Here is a 19,103-nt window from a genome sequence, read left to right as displayed (position 1 = left end):
AAAAGAGCAAAACCGCATGTTTTTGCGGTTTAGTGATAATTTTCACAAACGAGAAAACGGTTTCTGTTCCACACTTCTTCTGTACTATTTTTCTCCCAACTGTTATATTCTATTTTGAAAATATTATATAACAGTTCTATTAATTTGAGCCCCCTTATCCCCGAACTGGCTAGTAATCTGATTTCCGAACTTTGCGTTTTCATGAAAATTATCTTGAAAAAACCAAAAAATAAAAACCGTCAGCCGAGTAACCTACTCAGCATGCGGTTTTTTATTTTTTAGAGAACAAAGTTTTTTTCGTTAATTTTTATTTTTTTTGGCTCGTTTTTTTGCTAAATACTTTACCTTAGGTTTTATCACGAACATTCATTGCTTAAAATCACCAAATTTTCGCAAAACGAGTAATACAGCTTAGCAAATTCTTTTCTCTTTCAGTAGATTTTACTAAATCCATTCCTTGGTAATTTTAATATATAAACGTTTAGCTACTTCAACAGTTAACATGTAAGCAATGATGATTCCAAAGAACCATGGCCAGTAGTTAGCCGGAAGTTTCACAAAGTCAAAAACCTCTCTTATAGGCGTTGCTACAATCAAGAAACCGAGTAAAATCGCGCCTAAACTACTTAACATCACAGGCATTGACGCACGACTTTGAATGAATGGTATTTTCCGCGTCCGGACCATATGAACAACTAACGTTTGACTAACAAGTCCCACCATAAACCAACCTGTTTGGAATAAATGTTGAGTGGCCAAACTATTGGCGCTAAACACAAACCACATGACAAGATACGTTAGAATATCGAAAATACTACTTACCGGGCCAATACATACCGTAAATTTCGCTAGTCCGTTCGTTTCCCACCGAACAGGGCTTAATAACTCTTCTTCATCGACATTATCCCAAGGAATTGTCAACTGAGCTACATCATAAATCAAATTTTGAATCAAGAGTTGTAAGGAAAGCATTGGTAGAAATGGTAAAAAGGCACTGGCTACTAAAATTGAAAAGACATTCCCAAAATTAGAACTGATGGTAATTTTAATATATTTCATCATATTGCTAAATACTTTTCGTCCTTCAATCACACCAGATTCCAGTACATTTAAACTTTTTTCCAGTAAAATAATCGAGCTAGCATCTTTAGTAATATCAGCTGCAGTATCTACTGAAATGCCCACATCAGCTTTTCGTAATGCCGGTGCATCATTAATGCCATCCCCCATAAAACCAACCGTATGACCTTTTGCTTGTAGCAATTCAATAATTTTAGATTTTTGCATCGGATTTAATTTGGCAAATAAATTAGTTTCTTCCACTTGCGCCCGCAACTCTTCATCTGTCATTGCTTCAATTTGAGAACCTAATAACACATGGGAAACTTCAATACCTACATCTTTACAGACTTTTTTGGCGACAATGTCATTATCGCCCGTTAGCACTTTCACGTTGACACCATGTTCATGTAAGGAGCGGATAGCGCTGACGGCTGACTCTTTTGCTGGATCAAGAAAACCCATAAATCCAATCAATGTCATCTCTTTTTCATCTTCAACTGAATAAACTGCTTCTTTATGGACATCTTTTTTTACAGCTACCGCTAACACACGCATCCCTTGTTTGTTCATTTGAACATTCACTCGGCGTAGTTCTTCTCGTACAGCAGTGCTTAATGGTACAATTTCGCCATTAATTTGCGCATGCGTGCACACTTCTTCCATTTCTTCCACGGCGCCTTTCGTAATCATCAATTGATGATCATCTGCATTCACGACAACCGTTAAGCGGCGTCTGGAAAAATCAAAAGGAATTTCATCAATTTTAGTGACATTTTTAAACGGCGTTTTCCATTGATGCTCTTCATAAAAATTAATAACGGCAATATCCATTAAATTTTTCCAACCTGTTTGATAAGAAGAATTTAAGTAGGCTAAATTTAGAACCTCGTCACTCAAATCACCTAATGGATTCAAATGTTGAACCAAAACTACACGATCTTCGGTAATCGTTCCAGTTTTATCTGTACAGAGCACATCCATACCACCCAAATTTTGGATAGCCGCTAATTCTTTAACAATGACTTTATGTTTCGATAAGGATAATGCACCCTTGGCTAAGTTACTCGTAACAATCATTGGCAACATTTCTGGTGTCAAACCAACTGCAACGGCAATCGCGAAGAAAAACGCTTCGCCCCAAGCACCTTTAGTTAAACCATTAATCAAGAAAACGATTGGAAACAAAATCATTACCATTCGTAATAAAAACTTACTGACTTTTGCTAAGCCTAAGTCAAAACTAGTTTTTCCTCGTTGTGTTGTAGCATTTTTAGCAATATCACCAAAAAATGTATGTTGCCCAGTTTTTAAAATAATCGCTTTTCCTTGTCCACTCAAGACATCTGTGCCCATAAACACTAGGTCTTGCATATCTAATGCAGAAACCTCTGTTTGTTGACGATCCACACCTGCATCCACAAATTTTTCAACAGGCATGGATTCGCCTGTTAGCGACGATTGATTAACGAATAAATCTTTGGTCCAAATCAACACGGCATCTGCAGGAATCATGTCTCCTGTAGCTAAAGTTACAATGTCTCCTGGAACAATTTCGTCCATTGGAATTTCTTTCGTAATTCCTTCCCGTGTCACTGCAGCGGTGTTTTCAATTAATTCTTTTAAATCCAAACTCGCTTTTTGAGAACGATATTCTTGTATAAAAGCAATCAAGACACTGGCTAAAATCATCACGCCCATCACGATAGCGGCTTCGAAATCTTTCGTTAAAGTTGAAACGACCATCAATAAGGCTAAGACATAGACAAACGGATCTTTGAATGCACTTAAAAATAAAATAATTGCTGGGGTTGGCTTTTGTGCAGAAACTTCATTTGGTCCAAATTCCTCTAATCTTTTTTCGGCATCTTCATTCGAGAGTCCTTTTTCAGATGTCCGTAATTCCATCATTAATTCCCGTTCAGAAAGCAACGCCAATTTACGTAATTCTTGATCTTTGGTGGCTTTTCTCATATCCATTGTTTTTTTGTTCATCATTTTCTTTTCCTCCAAGGTTGTGGTCACCTGCCGAAAAGAGCGCTAAAATCTTCTCCTTTCGTTGGTGACTGTATTTTGTTTCTCTGTTCACTTCCAGGGTCTTCCATGACAGTCATCCTTTCTTTTTCTTATTTATACTTCCAGTGAATAATTGCTTTTTTGCCAAACACACAAAAAAGGACCTACTCAACAATAGAGTACGTCCCAAAATATCATCTTTAAATAAGATTCTCTATCGTTGAGCTTTAGCACTATAGGGCGTAGATAACATGTATCAGCTACATTATGAATAACCTTCACGATTATTCCTGTTCAACCAACTAAGGGTCTCTCGATCCTTTCGCGGCAGCAGCATTTGTCCAAATAGGAGCCTCACCTAACAATTATTCAGTTTTTATCCACTTCTTATAATAGAGGAGTTTGACATTCTTGTCAAAAGATTTATGACTTTTTTGTTATAAATAAAAAATAACTACTTTAAAGTTTCCTTTATTTCTGCTTTTCGCTCAGGAATAAACCACATGACTAAAACAATCGTATCAATAATCAGAACAGCGATTGGCGCTACCAGTTTACCCACAATCAACGCAATAATATTCAACACAATCGAAAGCGTTAATTTTGGATAGTGGCCAAACAAACGTTGTACTTCGGATTTGGGCCCATTTGCCTGAATCAATGCCCGCACCACTAGATAATAAGCAACATCAGCTCCTAATACTACTAAGCCATACAAAGCTTGTGGCGGCCAAGAAAACGGATGTTCACCTACCCAACCAGTAACAAACGGGAAAAACGTCAACGTCAAAATTAGAAAATTATTCATCCAAAGGACACGTCCATCAATTTTACGGACACTTTGAAATAAATGATGATGATTGTTCCAGTAAATTAATAAAGTAACAAAACTAATTAAATAAATAATGATTTTGTGTCCAGATTGAGTCAGAGCAGACCAATCTGCTTTTTCAGGAATTTTTAATTCTAAAATTAATAACGTTAAAATAATCGCAATGACTGCATCTGTAAATGCTTCTACACGTGTTTTCGGCATCATTTCCCCCTACTTTCATAAAATTAAATAACTTACCCAAAGTAAGTATAACGCATTTCTGTAAAAATTCAATTATTTATGAAGTCTCTCGGTTGTTGAAGTTCCTAAAAACGAGTGCAAGAGTCCTACTTAAAAGTAAGCCTCTTGCACTCATTATAGAACAAATCAGTTATTGGAAGACCCCTGCCTGATAAGGTGCTAACCGCATCCGTTTCTCCACTGTAAACTCTTGGTTTCCTAACAATTGTTGCCACTTTCTGCCTAGTAATTTATTCGGCAAGTCAAATTGGCACTTTTCTCCACTTAAATTGACAATCACTAACGCTGTTGCCTCAGTTGTTTTTCTTAAAAAAGCAAAAACAGACGGATGATTGGGCGCTAATAGTTCAAACTGTCCATCTGTAAAGACTGGATTTTCTTTCCGCAGCGCAATTAACTTTTTATAATAATTCAACACGGATTGCGCATCCGTTTCTTGGTCAGCCACATTTATTTCTTTGAAATTGGGATGAATTGCTAACCACGGATGCCCCGAGGTGAATGAACTTGCCTCTTGATTCGTCCACTGCATAGGCGTACGCGAATGGTCCCGCGTCCAATGCGCCACTTCTTTTAATGCTTGTTTCGCATCGTAGCCATTTTCTATAAGCAAACGATAATGGTTATGGGAATCTTTAGCATCTAACTCGTCAATCTGTTGAAACGGATAATTAACCATGCCGATTTCCTGTCCTTGATAAATAAACGGCGTTCCTCGCAAGAGCAAGGCGATTGTTCCAATCGCCTTAGCAGAATGAGAGGTTTCATCGCCTAAAATTGAATTGATTCTGGGATTATCATGATTTTCTACATATAATGCATTCCAGCCTTCTGTCCCTAAATGCTTTTGCCAGCGCGCCATTACTTTTTTATAGCCTAAAATGTTTAACCGTTCTTCTCCTGGCTTTCCTTCTCGAACATTGTGCTCTAATTCAAAAATCATATTCAGATAGCCCGCATCATTGGTCCATTCCACCGCTTTTTTACTTGAAACGCCACTAGCTTCCCCCACTGTCATGATGTCATACTCAGCAAAAATAGCTTTCAAATCCAGCATATAGTCTTCAATGCCTTTTACATTCATAAAGGGAGCCCATGGATTCGTGGTAATCTTAAAATCCCAAGGTTCTTTTTGGATATGACTAATCGCATCCAATCGGAAACCATCAATTCCCAAATCTAACCACCAGCGAATCATCGCATAAATCTCTTCACGAACTTTAGGATTTTTCCAGTTCAAATCAGGTTGCTTTTTTGCAAACACATGAAAATATGCTTGCTTTGTACCCTCGTCATACGTCCAAGTCGAGCCACCAAAAAAGCTTTGCCATTCATTCGGCATACGTTCTGGTGTCGCATCGGCCCATAAATAATACTCACGATACGGATTATCTAAACTTTTTTTTGCTTCAACAAACCACGGATGTTGATCACTGGTATGATTGACTACCAGATCAAGAATAATCTTCAAACCTAATTGATGCGCTTGATCCAAAAGTTCTTGAAAATCTTCCATCGTACCAAATTCTGGCTGAATCCCTTGATAATCCGCAATATCATAACCATTGTCAACGTTTGGCGAAGTGTAAATCGGATTTAACCATAAAAAATCGACCCCTAGTTCTTTTAAATACGGTAATTTCTCAATAATTCCCTGCAAATCACCAATGCCATCCCCGTTGCTATCTTTAAAACTCCGAGGATAAATTTGATAACCGACAGCATTTTTCCACCATTGTTCCATCTTATTGACTCACTTTCACAACAAATGCTTGCCAAGGCGCTAACGAATAGTCTGCTAAAGCAGTGACATCTGTCGGCATATTTTCAATCATTACTTGTTCTACATGAACGTCTGCAGAAAATGGCTGAACTTTGTCAGAAAAGTTCGTTACAACAAGCCAGCGTTCCTCACCATAGGTACGATAAAAACTGATCACTTCGTCCACTGTTTCTAGCAATTCAAAGTTGCCCCAAACAATTAAAGGATGTTCTTTTCTCAAACGAATCATTTCTTGGTACGTATAGAATAGTGAATTTTTATCTGCCAAAGCAGCAGCGACGTTAATCGTTTGATAATTGGGATTAACATCAATCCAAGGTGTACCCGTCGTAAAGCCCGCATTTTTTTCAGCGGTCCACTGCATAGGCCGGCGTGCATTGTCGCGACCTTTAGTATTAATTTTCAGCAAAATTTCTTCTTTAGAATATCCTTTTTCTAGATACTCATGGTACATGTTAATCGTTTCGATGTCCCGCGCTTCACGAATATCTGTAATCGGCGTATTGGTCATACCAATTTCTTCCCCTTGATAAATATAAGGTGTGCCTTTCATCATGTGCAGTAAAATAGCGAATAACTTACTACTTTCCAACCAATGTTCCTGATCATTTCCCCAACGTGAAATCATTCTCGGTAAATCATGGTTATTCCAAAATAAAGAATTCCAGCCATCATTTCCTAATTCTGTTTGCCATTTTGCAAAAACCTGTTTCAACTTGGCAACTTCCATTGGCTGAAGGTCCCATTTTTCTTTACCTGGTTGTTGATCCAAGCTCATATGTTCAAACTGAAAAATCATAGATAATTCATGACGCTCTGGACTAGAGTACATTTTTGCAATCTCAGGTGTGGCCCCCCATGTTTCACCTACAGTTAACAGCTCTTTGCCGCCAAATGTCGCGGCGTTCATTTCTTGTAAATAACGATGTAAATGAGGCCCATTTGCGGTGATCTCTTCTCCTGGAATTTTACCCACTAAGTCAATTACATCTAAACGGAAACCGCCAATTCCTTTATCAATCCAAAAATTCATCATCTCGTAAACCGACTGACGCATTTGTTGGTTTTCCCAATTTAAATCTGGTTGTTTTTTACTAAACAAATGCAAATAGTATTGCCCACTCGCTTCATCAAACGTCCACGCCGAACCCGAAAAGGCAGATTTCAATCGGTTAGGCACACCGCCATCTGAAGCAGGATCAGCCCATACATAATAGTCTCGGTAGGGGTTCTCCTTGCTTTTTTTCGCTTCAATAAACCAACGATGTTCATCTGACGTATGGTTAACCACTAAGTCCATAATAATTTCAATCTTTCGCTTTTTCGCTTCCTCAATTAGACGATCCATATCCGCCATCGTCCCAAACTCTGTCATAATCGCTTCATAATCAGAAATGTCATAACCATTGTCATCATTGGGTGATTGATAAACTGGTGATAACCAAATAGCCCCAATGCCTAACGTTTCCAAATAATCCAATTTTTCAATAATTCCTGGTAAATCTCCAATGCCATCTCCATTGCTATCCTTAAAACTGCGAGGATAAATCTGATAAACCACGACTTCTTGCCACCAATGTTTTTCCATTCTTCTTCACATTCCTTTGCTTAATTATTATGCTTGATATAAAAGAAAACCTTTTGGTAAAACCATTATCTGTTCTGAAGCAGTTTCGATAGAAGAACTTAGCAAAACTTCTCGATCAGTTCTATCAACAAATTGTGTCTCTTGGCCAGTATTAAAAATCCCATAGATCGTTTGTTCCTCCAAACGACAAGCGAGTCTAATCAACCCCGTTTCAAAAGAAGTTCCTGTCCAATCGATTGTTCCACCAGAAAAAACAGCCGCATACTTTTTGCGAAGGGCAATCAATGATTTTACAAATTCCTTCAAATCCAAATCTTGCTGATTTTCCTCCCAAACCATACAACGACGACAATCAGGATCCATATCACCTGTCATACCAATTTCATCACCATAGTAAAGACAAGGGACGCCTGGTTGAATATACGTAAACGCTAATACTTGGCGCATCAACTCTTTATCCTCTTTCGTTTCATGCAATAAGCGTGGTGTATCGTGGGAATCTAAAACATTAAACTGCATTTGATTCGTTTGTTGTCGATAGAGCATTAACTGGTTGTTCATTTCAGAAAGCATCTTTTCCAAGGACAGTTCTTGCTTAACAAAGTAGCCCATAATCGCATCTGTGTATGCATAATTCATCACTGCATGAAATTCGTCTCCTTGGAGCCAGCTTTGCGACGAGTGCCAAATTTCTCCTAAAATATAAAAATCTTCTTTTGCGTCATCACATGTTTGCCGGAATTTTTTCCAGAACGCATGATCCACTTCGTTTGCCACATCTAAACGCCAGGCGTCAATATCATATTCCTCAATCCAATAACGAGCAATTTCTAAAAGATAGGCTTGCACCTCTGGATTTGCTGTATTTAATTTAGGCATATGCGGAGTGAATGCAAAAGTATCATAGGTAATGTTGCTTGCTTCTTCAAAATCAGCACTTTCTTCATAGCTAGCTGGAAACTCATTTACGTGGAACCAATCGGCATAAATTGAGTCCTGGCCATTTTTTAACACATCTTGCCATTGAGGCGAAGTGTCCCCCATATGATTAAAAACGGCGTCCAACATAATCTTAATGCCCCGTCGATGACACTCTTCGACTAAACGCTTAAAGGTAGCACCATCACCAAAAGCTGGGTCAATTTTTAAATAATCAATCGTATCATATTTGTGATTAGAAAACGCTTCAAAAATCGGGCAAAAATATAAGCCATTAACACCTAAATCTTCAATGTAATCAAGATGATCTAGCACCCCTTGCAAATCCCCACCAAAAAAATCTTGTCGATCTGGTCTTTTAGATCCCCACGGCAACGTCCCTTCAGGATCATTGGCGGGATCACCATTTGCAAAACGCTCTGGAAATATTTGATACCAAACCGTTTCTTTGACCCATTCAGGTGCTTTAAAACGATCGATTTCATGAAAATACGGCATCCGAAAATAATTATTCGCCATCGCTAAATACTTTTCTTCTAAAGGATAAATGCCGTGTTCGCCATAAAACGCCGTCAAGCCATCCGTCCCTACTAAAGTAAAAGCATATGAAAGGCGTTTAAATTTTGCACTTAATGCAATAAACCAGTAATCATATAACTCCGTAGATACTAACTTCTTCATAGTTAACGACTGTTGGTACCACTTTTCTTTCCCTAAAAGATAAGGATCTCCTTGCACTAATTGGACAGAGGCAATGTCGCCTTTTGCCGTACGCAAACGAATATGCATTGTTTCTTCTGTATAAAGATAAGCAAATTCACTTTCTGGACGATGGTAGATTGCAGCAGTGTTCATTTAATTCTCTCCTTTAATTGTCGCTTTTCGTGTATTTTCTAATACTCGAACACATTTTAGCGCAAACGATTGCATTTGTATACCCTTTTTTATTTTTTTATTTAAAATGCTTAATTAGTGGTATACACCACTTTAAACAAACAGTATGTTATTTATAACAAAAAAACTTTTTTAACTTTCTTGATGAAAAACACTTGATTATTTCCGCAATCGGTTGCATAATAAGACTTGTAAAAAATAATTTTTGGAGGGTTCAAAAATGAAAGCGAATTGGAAAAAGATTTTAATGGGCGGTATCCTTTTAAGTGCTTCCGCGGTTTTACTTACTGCCTGTGGTGGCGCAGAAAAAACGAAAGCTGAAAATGAAAGCGGTTCAGCAAATAAAGCAGCTGGTGACGTAAAATTATGGGTTGATACTGAATATATGGGCGTCTTTAAAAAAGTTGTCGCCGATTTTGAAAAAGAAAACCCCGATATTAAAGTTAACTTAACTGCTGGAAATTCGGCAGATGCTAAAAAAGACATTGCAAAAGATCCTAAAGCTGCCGCAGATGTTTTCATGATGCCGCATGATCAAATTGGTCAAATGGCAGAAGCTGGTCTGATTTACCCTAACACAAAATATGAAAAAGAAGTCAAAGAAAATAATATTGACTCGGCAGTCGCAGGGGTCACTTGGAAAGACAAAGTCTATGCCTACCCTTATGCCGTAGAGTCACAAGTTCTTTATTATAACAAAGATACGTATTCTCCAGAGGAAATCAAAACTTGGAAGTCTTTAACTGAAAAAGGCAAAATCGGTACCAATTTTGGCGAAGATGGCGCAAATTATATCTTCGGTCCTCTATTTATGAGTAACGGCGATTACTTATATGGTGAAAATGGCGAAGATCCAAAAGGTACCAACTTTAACAACCAACAAGGTATAGAAGTATTACAATGGATTGCCGATCAAAAAAATAATCCTGGTGTGATCCAATCAAATACAGAAGCATTGTCTAATCTAGGTTCTGGCAAAACGGATGCCTTCCTTTCTGGCCCTTGGTCTAAAAACGATGTAGAAAAAGCTCTTGGCGACAAAATGGGGGCTGCTGCCTATCCAACCATTGATTTTGGCAATGGAGAAAAACAAATGAAAGCTTTCTTGGGCGTTCGTAGTTTTGCTGTCAACCAACAAACACAAGCACCATTGGCCGCAATGACATTAGCAAACTATTTAACCAGCGAAAAAGCACAAATGACTTACTTTAAAGAAATCGGCTTTGTCCCTTCAAACAAAAAATTACAAACAAACGAAGAAATCACACAAGATACTGTTGCAAAAGCTATCTTAGAAATGGCGCAACCAACCCACTCTGTGGTAATGCCAAAAATCCCAGAAATCGTTTCATTCTGGCCTGCGATGGATGCAGTGATCAATGATACGTACAAAGGCAATATCAAACCTGCGGACTATCAAGCAAAATTAGATAAATTAGTCCAAGACACATCAAAAGAAGCAAAAGAATAAAAAGAGTAAAGAAATGGGACGAGCTTCAATCTGCTGTCCCATTTCCTCTATCTTTTTTATTTAAGTAGAAAGTGAGTGAACGAAGATGTTCAAGAAAAAGAAAGCCCAGACGTCATTTCGAGAGGTCTTTAAAAAAGGCGACTTCGCTACAAAACTATCTTTTTTAGTTATGGGTGCTGCAAACTTTGCCAACAAGCAGTGGTTAAAGGGAATCATCTTTTTAACAGCTGAAATTGGCTTTATCTATTGGTTAATCCGTAATGGTTTCCACGCATTAATGATGCTAGGAACACTAGGGACCCAACAGCAAGGATTAGTATATGATGATTCTTTAGGGATTGAAGTTCTAAAAGAAGGCGATAATTCAATGCTCTTATTATTATTCGGAATTGCAGCAATTTTAGTCTGTTTATCGCTAATCATTTTATATGTAATCAATTTAAAAAGCGCCCGTCACCTATATGAATTAAAGACAGCCGGCAAAAAAATTCCAACAACTATGGATGATTTACGTAGCTTGTTAAACGAACGTTTCCATGCAACTTTAATGACGATTCCCTTACTAGGCGTTCTTTTCTTTACCATCTTGCCGTTGTTATATATGATTTCCATTGCCTTTACCAACTACGACCATAACCATTTGCCACCGAAAAACCTTTTTACTTGGGTTGGATTGGCAAATCTAGGCAATGTAATCACAGGCGATATGGCTTCAACGTTCTTTCCAGTACTTGGCTGGACCTTGATTTGGGCTGTTTTCGCAACCGCAACTTGTTTCTTTTTTGGAATCATTTTAGCCTTGCTTATCAATACAAAAGGCTTAAAATATAAAGCGTTTTGGCGGACTATTTTTGTCATCACGATGGCCGTACCTCCGTTTGTTTCACTTTTAATTATGCGAAACCTCTTAAATGGTTCCGGACCTATCAATGCTCTGTTGTTAAACTGGGGCTTAATCGATTCTTCTATCCCCTTCTTAACAGATCCGAATTGGGCAAAATTAACCATTATTGTTGTCAATATGTGGATTGGTATTCCTGCTACGATGTTAATCTCTACAGGGATTATCCAAAACCTTCCTGAAGATCAAATCGAAGCAGCTAGAATTGACGGTGCCAATAAATGGCAAATTTTTAAAAGTATTACGTTTCCACAAATTCTATTTGTGATGACCCCGGCGCTGATTCAACAGTTTATTGGCAACATCAATAACTTCAATGTCATTTATCTATTAACAGGCGGCGGTCCAGCCAATTCTAACTTCTACGGTGCAGGCTCAACTGACCTTTTAGTTACCTGGTTATACAAATTGACTGTCGATACAATGGATTACAATTTAGCCTCTGTGATTGGTATTTTAATCTTCATTCTTTCCGCAGTCTTCAGTTTAATTGCCTATACACGGACGAATTCATTTAAGGAGGCGTAACTTATGGCTAAAGCAAAAAGTTACCAGAAAAAACAACGCACTGCACTTACCAGCGTTTACATCATTCTAACCATTTTAGCAGTTTTTTGGATGTTCCCCATTGTGTGGATTATCTTAACAAGTTTTCGTGGCGAAGGCGGTGCATTTGTTCCCTATATCATTCCCAAAACATTCACTTTAGAAAATTATAAAGTATTATTAACAAATCAGACTGGCAACTTCCCCTTTGTCCGTTGGTTTTTGAACACCTTGTTCGTTTCCATCGCAAGCTGTCTGTTATCAACTTTCATTACAATCGCAATGGCTTATGCGCTGTCCCGGTTGCGTTTCCGCTTAAGAAAACCCTTTTTAAAAGTGGCGCTCGTTTTAAATATGTTCCCTGGTTTTATGAGCATGATTGCCGTTTACTATATTTTAAAAGCCTTAAATTTAACTGAAAGTTTATTCGCTTTAATTCTGGTTTACTCTGCAGGCTCGGCGCTAGGTTTTTACATCGCCAAAGGGTTCTTCGATACCATTCCGATGGCTTTAGACGAGTCGGCTATGATTGACGGTGCCAACAAGTGGCAAATTTTCACAAAAATTACGTTGCCATTGTCGAAACCAATTATTGTCTATACTTCTTTAACCGCCTTCATGGGCCCTTGGATGGATTTTATTTTCGCAAAAGTTATTATGGGTGATAAAGTTGAAAATTACACCGTTGCGATTGGTCTCTTTTCGATGATGACCAAATCAACAGCCAATTCACTATTCATGGCTTTTACAGCTGGATGTGTGCTAATTGCCATTCCAATTACTATTTTATTTATATTAATGCAACGTTTCTATGTAGAAGGCGTGACTTCTGGCTCTGTCAAAGGCTAGAAAAAACATCGTTTGGTTTATAGCCAAACGATGTTTTTTATTTTTTGGCGTTGTTTTCCTTACACGTTTTTCTTCGTAGCGCTTGATAATTGGACAAAATTTTCATGACCGCCAAAAAGTGTTGATTGACCTCTTGATAATCCTCTAAGGAAAGAACACTAAGCGTTTCAGATAGTTGCTGTTTTACTTGATTTTCTTTTTGCTTAAAGAGCTTCTCGCCTTCTTTTGTCGTATAAACATTAACCACGCGGCGATTTTCTTGATTATGGCGACGTTGAACAATCGCTCGTTCTTCTAACCCCGCAATAGAGCGACTCACTTGAACTTTCGACGTTCCTACTTGGTTGGCTAACTCTGTCATACTGATTCCTTCATTCGTTGCCACAATTAATAAAATTAACATGTCTAACTTTGTTAATTTTAGATCCTCCAAGTCTAGGTCTTTAAAAAGCAATTGGCTCATATATGAAAAAATTTCAGTAAAGACACTAATATCTAAATTTGATGAATGCTTCTCTTTATCCATATGTTCTCCCTCGTTTCCCACCTAGTGTATACTAAATTCACTTGATTATCAAATGGTAATGATTGATTTTTGTTAACTATTATGTTACGTTATACACTAACTTAAGGTTGTGTTGTTGATAAATTGGAAGAAGGATGCGAAAAATATGCTAGAACTCAAAGAGATAAAAAAATATTATACTGTCGGCGGAACGACCACTAAAGCTTTAGATGGCGTCTCTGTCGCTTTTCGAAAACAAGAATTTGTAGCCATTCTGGGTCCCAGCGGCTCTGGTAAAACGACGATGTTGAATGTGATTGGCGGATTGGACAATTACGATTCTGGTGACTTAATCATTAACGGCAAATCAACAAAAAATTTTAAAGAAGCCGACTGGGATGCTTATCGGAATAACTCAATTGGTTTTATTTTTCAAAGTTACAACTTAATTAGTCATCAAGGGATTTTGGATAATGTCGAGCTTGGTATGACACTGAGTGGTATTTCAAAAGCAGAAAGACGCCAAAAAGCCGAAGATGCACTCATCCGTGTCGGTTTGAAGGACCATATCCATAAAAAACCTTCCCAATTATCTGGCGGTCAAATGCAACGGGTTGCCATTGCTCGTGCTTTAGCTAACGATCCCGATATTTTACTTTGTGATGAACCAACTGGTGCATTGGATTCAGAAACCAGTCTGCAAATTATGGCACTTATCCAAGAACTTTCGAAAGAAAAATTAGTTATTATGGTGACCCACAACCCTGAATTAGCTCATGAATACGCTGATCGAATTATTGAATTTTCAGATGGCCAAATTCGTCATGACTCGCGTCCTCATATTGAACATGAAAAAAAAGAACCTTTCGAATTGAAACGCACCAAAATGAAATTCACGACTGCGTTGCGTTTATCTTTTAATAATATCCGCACTAAAAAAGGGCGAACTTTTTTAACCGCCTTTGCTTCAAGTATCGGAATTATCAGTATCGCGATTGTCCTTTCTCTTTCAACAGGATTCCAGAAACAAATTGATAAAACTCAGTCGGAAACGTTAGCGCAATTTCCGATTACCATTTCTAAAATAGCGACCGATCAAGATCCAGAAAGTTTCAATAACCAGGACAAAAAAGGCACCTTCCCGAAAGAAAAAGAAGTGACTGCTAAAATTAGCGATGCGGACCGTGCGCAACACACGAATTTAATTGATCAAAAGTTTATTGACTATGTCAATCACATTGATCCTGAATTAAGTAATAATATCGGCTATACTCGTCTAGTCAATATGAACTTATTAAGAGAAATCAACAGGAAAGCACAAGCTGTCAAATTTTCAAACGATGCACCCGACGGCCAATCAAACGCGATGGCTTCTATGATGGCTGCCCAAACTGGCGTCGGCGTTTCTGCTTTTCCTAAACAACTAGAAAATGGAAAAAACAATTTCTTAAAAGACAATTACTCGTTACTCGAAGGAAATTATCCAGAAAAAGAAACCGATGTCGTTTTAATCGTCGATAGTAACAATACCACCAATATTAATGCTTTAAAAAATCTTGGCTTTGACGTGAAAGATAATCAAAAGATTGCCTTTTCAGACATTGTTGGCACAAAAATGAAATTAGCCAATAATAATGCATTTTACACCAAATTACCGACAGGCAACTTCATTCCTAACCAAGATTTGCAAGCTGTTTACGATAACCCAGAAAATACTGAATTAACAATTTCAGGGATTTTGCGAATTAAAGATTCTTCAACAATGAATCTATTAGCACCTGGAATTGCTTATAGCGATGCACTTTCAACTAATATGATTGCCAAAAACAAAACCTCTGATATTGTTAAAGCGCAAGAAGCCAGCAACACTAACGTTATGACTAACGAAACATTAGATGCTTCCGCGAAAGAAAACCTATTGTCTTATTTAGGAGCGAACGAAATCCCTTCAAGTATTATGATTTATCCAAACGACTTCAAATCAAAAGATAAAATTCTTGATTATTTAGATGCTTATAACAAAGGAAAAGATAAAAAAGACCAAATCATCTATTCTGATTTAGCTGGAACAATGACCCGCTTAACAGGTGGTTTAATGGATGCCATCACCTATGTGCTGATTGCATTTGCTGGGATTTCCCTTGTTACAAGTATGATTATGATTGGGATTATCACCTATACTTCTGTCATTGAGCGGACCAAAGAAATCGGTATTCTGAAAGCGTTAGGAGCTCGTAAAAAAGATATTACCCGGGTGTTCGATGCCGAAACTGCTATTTTAGGCGTTGCCTCTGGTATTCTTGGTGTTGTGATTGCCTTTCTCGCAACATTTCCGATCAATGCAGTGCTCTATAACCTGACTGATTTAGAAAATGTTGCCACCTTAAATCCAATTCACGGGATTATTTTGATTGTGATTAGCACAATCTTAACCATGATTGGTGGCCATATTCCTGCCCGAATGGCAGCGAAAAAAGATGCGGCAGTTGCTTTACGTGCAGAATAAATAACAAAAAATAATCCTTTAATTTCTCTTAAAGGATTATTTTTTGTTTGTAATTTTTATAAAACCTCCGTATACTAAATGATTGTGAATACTTAATAAAAGGAAACGAGGTAATTTCATGTTAAAAAAACCATTTTTACTATTTTTTTCACTTTTAGGAGCTATTTTTATTTTAGCTAGTTGCGGCGTAGGAAAAGATGCCGTCACGGATACAAAGTACAAAGTTAGTTTGCAGCAAGCTGCTGAAATCTACGAAAAAGAAGCCGGCGACAGCAAACCAATAGTAAATGTCCAATTTGATACAAAACCAGAAAGTGACTACAGCTATATCTTTACCAACGATACAGAAACACTTTACGTGAATCCTGAAACAGGAAAAGTCACCAAAAATACTGAAGCAAATCAACTTGGCGAAAACGAGACAGCCTTTTCAGCTGCTGAAATCAAAGAATTAGGCGCTGTTAACGACGTCTTAGCCAAAGCGAAAAAAGAAGTTGGAGGACTTTCTCCACGTATTTTGACTTGGAAGTTAACCAAAAATAACAACAAACTTGTTTATACAGTAGATGTTAAAACGACTACGGCAGATGAAAAAGTTACCTTAGATGCCAATAAATAAGCACAAGCGTATAACTTATCACGAAATAACCAAATCTTAAAATACTCTTCGGGACAGAACCTACGCTTTCGGAAAGCTTAACATTTTCTGAAGCCGATCGTTCTGTCCCAATTTCATTCTTTTAAGCAATAATAATTGTTCGTTACCCCTGCTACCGTTATACTTAGTTTAAAAGAAAAGATGGGAGTATCAATTCATGGTTTATACAGTTGATTTTAAAGAAGTAGCCACTCTTGGTTTAGAAAGTTCACCAGTGGCACCTGCTCTTGCTGGACTAAGAGCGAATGAAGCTCGCTATTTTTGGAATAAATACAAACATCGCTTTACGACTGTCCCTGCCGCTGAAGCTCCAGAAACATTGGCCTGGATTGAAAAAATTTTATTGGAACGAGCGTTACATTTCCCTTACAAGCCACTTGAAATTTCTTCTTTCACTTTAGATGGCATAAAAATGGCCTATGTATTTTATGAAAACGGCTTAGCAGTTAACGTGATGTACACATTAGCTGATGAAGGCAAACGCGCCGTTGGGTTTAAACTTTCAGATGGTATGGCAATCCCTGCAGAATTTGAAGGAAAATTCAAATTTGCTCGTCAAAAATCAAAATTAGCTGGAACCATTCGCGGCTCTTATTTTGTCATTAAAGGAACCTATTAAAAAAATGCTTTTGCCCTTATTCTTAAAGGCAAAAGCATTTTTTTATTTTAATTCTTCAATATAGTTAAATACTTGTTGTCCAGCAATACCGCCTTCACCGACCGCTGTCGTGATTTGACGCAATGTTTTTTCACGGACATCACCAATGGCATAAACACCAGGAATTTTTGTTCTCATTTCTTGGTCTGTTTCAATCCAACCAGCCTCATTCGTAATACCAGCTTTCTTAAATGGTTCCGTTAATGGATCTAGCCCCACGTAAATGAACACGCCGTTTGCTTCAATTTCAGAAACTTCATCTGTTTTGACATTCCGTGCTTTCACACCTGTCACGACCATTTCATTGCCAACAATTTCTTCGACAACTGTATCCCAAACAAAGGAAATCTTTTCATTTGCAAAGGCACGATCTTGAATGATTTTTTGCGCACGCAATTCATCACGACGGTGAACAATCACTACTTCAGAAGCAAATTGCGTTAAATAGATTGCTTCTTCAACTGCAGAATCGCCGCCGCCAACGACTACTAAGCGTTTATTTTTAAAGAAAGCACCGTCACAAACGGCACAATAAGAAACACCACGGCCAGCAAATTCTTCTTCGCCTTTTACACCCAATTTTCGGTGTTCACAGCCTGTTGCAATAATTACCGCTTTAGCTTCATAAGATTTGTCATCACAAATCACTTCTTTATAAGATCCGTGGTCTTCAATGCCCATCACAATGCCATACGCATTTTCCGTACCAAATTTCTCTACATTTTCATACATTTTATAGGCCAATTCTGGACCCATAATAGAATCAAAGCCTGGGTAATTCTCTACCTCAGCAGTGTTGTTCATTTGCCCACCAGGCGCACCGCGTTCAATCATCAATACAGAAAGATTAGACCGTGATGCATAAAGTGCTGCCGTCATCCCAGCAGGACCGGCACCAATGATAATTACATCATACATTTTATTTCCCCCAAAATTTTAAGTAAGTTTACTTTACTCCTTAAACAATTTCTTGTCTACTTTTCTGCCCTTTTTTGATATTCGGAGTAGGTGTGTCTATTACGTAAGTTATTGTACCACGGTTTTGTGTTTTCTAGGAGGGGGAAAAGAAAAGTTTAAAAATAACGATCACAACGAATCATTGATTTTTAGAAGCCGTTGTACTGCCGCATCAGAGAATTCTTCTTTATCATTTTTTATGCATTCTTGTTGATTTTGCCCTTGTGGAACAAAACGAAATACTGTAAATGATGCAGATAACGTATCAGGATTACTAATCCGATGAAGACTATTATGCATCCGAATAAGTTCTCCTTCTGCACAAATTCTTGAAACAATTTGCTGATTTTCTACCTCTTCTATTTTCACTTTTCCCGACTGCACAAGTAAAACTTCCTCGATTTTGTGATGCTTATGCCAACCTTGCACAGTTTTTCCTGGCAAGCTATTTATATGTATTTCAAACTCTGGAAATAGAAAATAATTTACTTCTGTTCCATCTGGCTTTTTACGAAAGACGGCCTCGTCTCTTGTTAAAATTTCTATGTATTTCTGTAACATGGCAGGCTCCTTTTAACTTTTTTATAGCCGAAAGCTATTCTTTCAAACTAAGTTTGAAGCTACTTTCTGAAAATTCGAGTTCCTTTAAATATACTTTTATTACCATTTGAAAATCACTTTTTTAAACAATTGACTGT

14 protein-coding genes and 1 riboswitch are annotated in these 19,103 nt (G+C 37.7%); of the genes, 6 read left to right on the top strand and 8 right to left on the bottom strand.

All coding sequences use genetic code 11. The features are described from left to right. Positions 1-444: 444 nt before the first annotated feature. From mgtA to IGK03_RS06005, 5 genes are all read right to left on the bottom strand, one after another. Positions 445-3,057, bottom strand: a complete 2,613-nt coding sequence (mgtA, locus tag IGK03_RS06025) for a magnesium-translocating P-type ATPase (protein WP_002388982.1) — start codon at positions 3,055-3,057, stop codon at positions 445-447. Between the two features lie 223 nt (positions 3,058-3,280). Further along, positions 3,281-3,448, bottom strand: a riboswitch (M-box (ykoK) riboswitch). Positions 3,449-3,529: 81 nt separating this feature from the next. Continuing rightward, entirely contained in the window at positions 3,530-4,111 is a 582-nt protein-coding gene (locus IGK03_RS06020) for a TMEM175 family protein (RefSeq protein WP_016617274.1), read from the bottom strand. 169 nt (positions 4,112-4,280) lie between these two features. Then, the gene (locus IGK03_RS06015) at positions 4,281-5,894 is read right to left on the bottom strand and encodes a glycoside hydrolase family 13 protein (protein WP_430602561.1); all 1,614 of its coding nucleotides are present in this window, start codon (positions 5,892-5,894) and stop codon (positions 4,281-4,283) included. A gap of 1 nt (position 5,895) precedes the next feature. Further along, positions 5,896-7,521 (bottom strand): glycoside hydrolase family 13 protein, encoded by a 1,626-nt coding sequence (locus tag IGK03_RS06010; RefSeq protein WP_016626466.1) that lies wholly within the window; start codon positions 7,519-7,521, stop codon positions 5,896-5,898. A 27-nt stretch (positions 7,522-7,548) separates the two neighbouring features. Beyond that, the gene (locus IGK03_RS06005) at positions 7,549-9,315 is read right to left on the bottom strand and encodes a glycoside hydrolase family 13 protein (RefSeq protein ID WP_096397719.1); all 1,767 of its coding nucleotides are present in this window, start codon (positions 9,313-9,315) and stop codon (positions 7,549-7,551) included. 259 nt (positions 9,316-9,574) lie between these two features. Here IGK03_RS06005 and IGK03_RS06000 point away from each other — a divergent pair, with 259 nt between their 5' ends. The 3 genes from IGK03_RS06000 (at position 9,575) to IGK03_RS05990 (ending at position 13,121) form a co-directional block, all read left to right on the top strand. Next, positions 9,575-10,825, top strand: a complete 1,251-nt coding sequence (locus IGK03_RS06000) for an extracellular solute-binding protein (RefSeq protein ID WP_002382263.1) — start codon at positions 9,575-9,577, stop codon at positions 10,823-10,825. A gap of 85 nt (positions 10,826-10,910) precedes the next feature. Continuing rightward, complete coding sequence (locus tag IGK03_RS05995) at positions 10,911-12,254, top strand: carbohydrate ABC transporter permease (protein ID WP_002357775.1); 1,344 nt, start codon at positions 10,911-10,913, stop codon at positions 12,252-12,254. Between the two features lie 3 nt (positions 12,255-12,257). Next, the gene (locus IGK03_RS05990; protein WP_002360454.1) at positions 12,258-13,121 is read left to right on the top strand and encodes a sugar ABC transporter permease; all 864 of its coding nucleotides are present in this window, start codon (positions 12,258-12,260) and stop codon (positions 13,119-13,121) included. A gap of 37 nt (positions 13,122-13,158) precedes the next feature. Here the strand turns inward: IGK03_RS05990 and IGK03_RS05985 are convergent, their stop codons facing one another. Beyond that, entirely contained in the window at positions 13,159-13,668 is a 510-nt protein-coding gene (locus tag IGK03_RS05985; protein WP_002365578.1) for a MarR family winged helix-turn-helix transcriptional regulator, read from the bottom strand. Positions 13,669-13,792: 124 nt separating this feature from the next. Here IGK03_RS05985 and IGK03_RS05980 point away from each other — a divergent pair, with 124 nt between their 5' ends. The 3 genes from IGK03_RS05980 (at position 13,793) to IGK03_RS05970 (ending at position 17,409) form a co-directional block, all read left to right on the top strand. Further along, a complete protein-coding gene (locus IGK03_RS05980; protein ID WP_010713453.1) occupies positions 13,793-16,132 on the top strand; it encodes an ATP-binding cassette domain-containing protein in 2,340 nt (779 codons plus the stop codon). Between the two features lie 118 nt (positions 16,133-16,250). Next, positions 16,251-16,751 carry a plasmid sex pheromone cAM373 precursor gene (camE, locus tag IGK03_RS05975; protein WP_010713454.1) on the top strand — a complete coding sequence of 167 codons (501 nt, stop codon included), beginning with the start codon at positions 16,251-16,253 and terminating at the stop codon, positions 16,749-16,751. A 196-nt stretch (positions 16,752-16,947) separates the two neighbouring features. Further along, the gene (locus IGK03_RS05970) at positions 16,948-17,409 is read left to right on the top strand and encodes a hypothetical protein (RefSeq protein ID WP_010713455.1); all 462 of its coding nucleotides are present in this window, start codon (positions 16,948-16,950) and stop codon (positions 17,407-17,409) included. A gap of 42 nt (positions 17,410-17,451) precedes the next feature. On the opposite strand, the gene trxB is transcribed toward IGK03_RS05970, so the two are convergent. After that, a complete protein-coding gene (gene trxB, locus IGK03_RS05965) occupies positions 17,452-18,366 on the bottom strand; it encodes a thioredoxin-disulfide reductase (RefSeq protein WP_002357780.1) in 915 nt (304 codons plus the stop codon). A gap of 168 nt (positions 18,367-18,534) precedes the next feature. Next, entirely contained in the window at positions 18,535-18,966 is a 432-nt protein-coding gene (locus IGK03_RS05960; RefSeq protein ID WP_010713456.1) for a cupin domain-containing protein, read from the bottom strand. Positions 18,967-19,103 lie beyond the last annotated feature (137 nt).

The sequence above is a fragment of the Enterococcus sp. DIV2453a genome (assembly GCF_050533535.1).
GTDB lineage: Bacteria > Bacillota > Bacilli > Lactobacillales > Enterococcaceae > Enterococcus > Enterococcus faecalis.
This window is presented reverse-complemented; position numbering and strand designations above follow the sequence as displayed.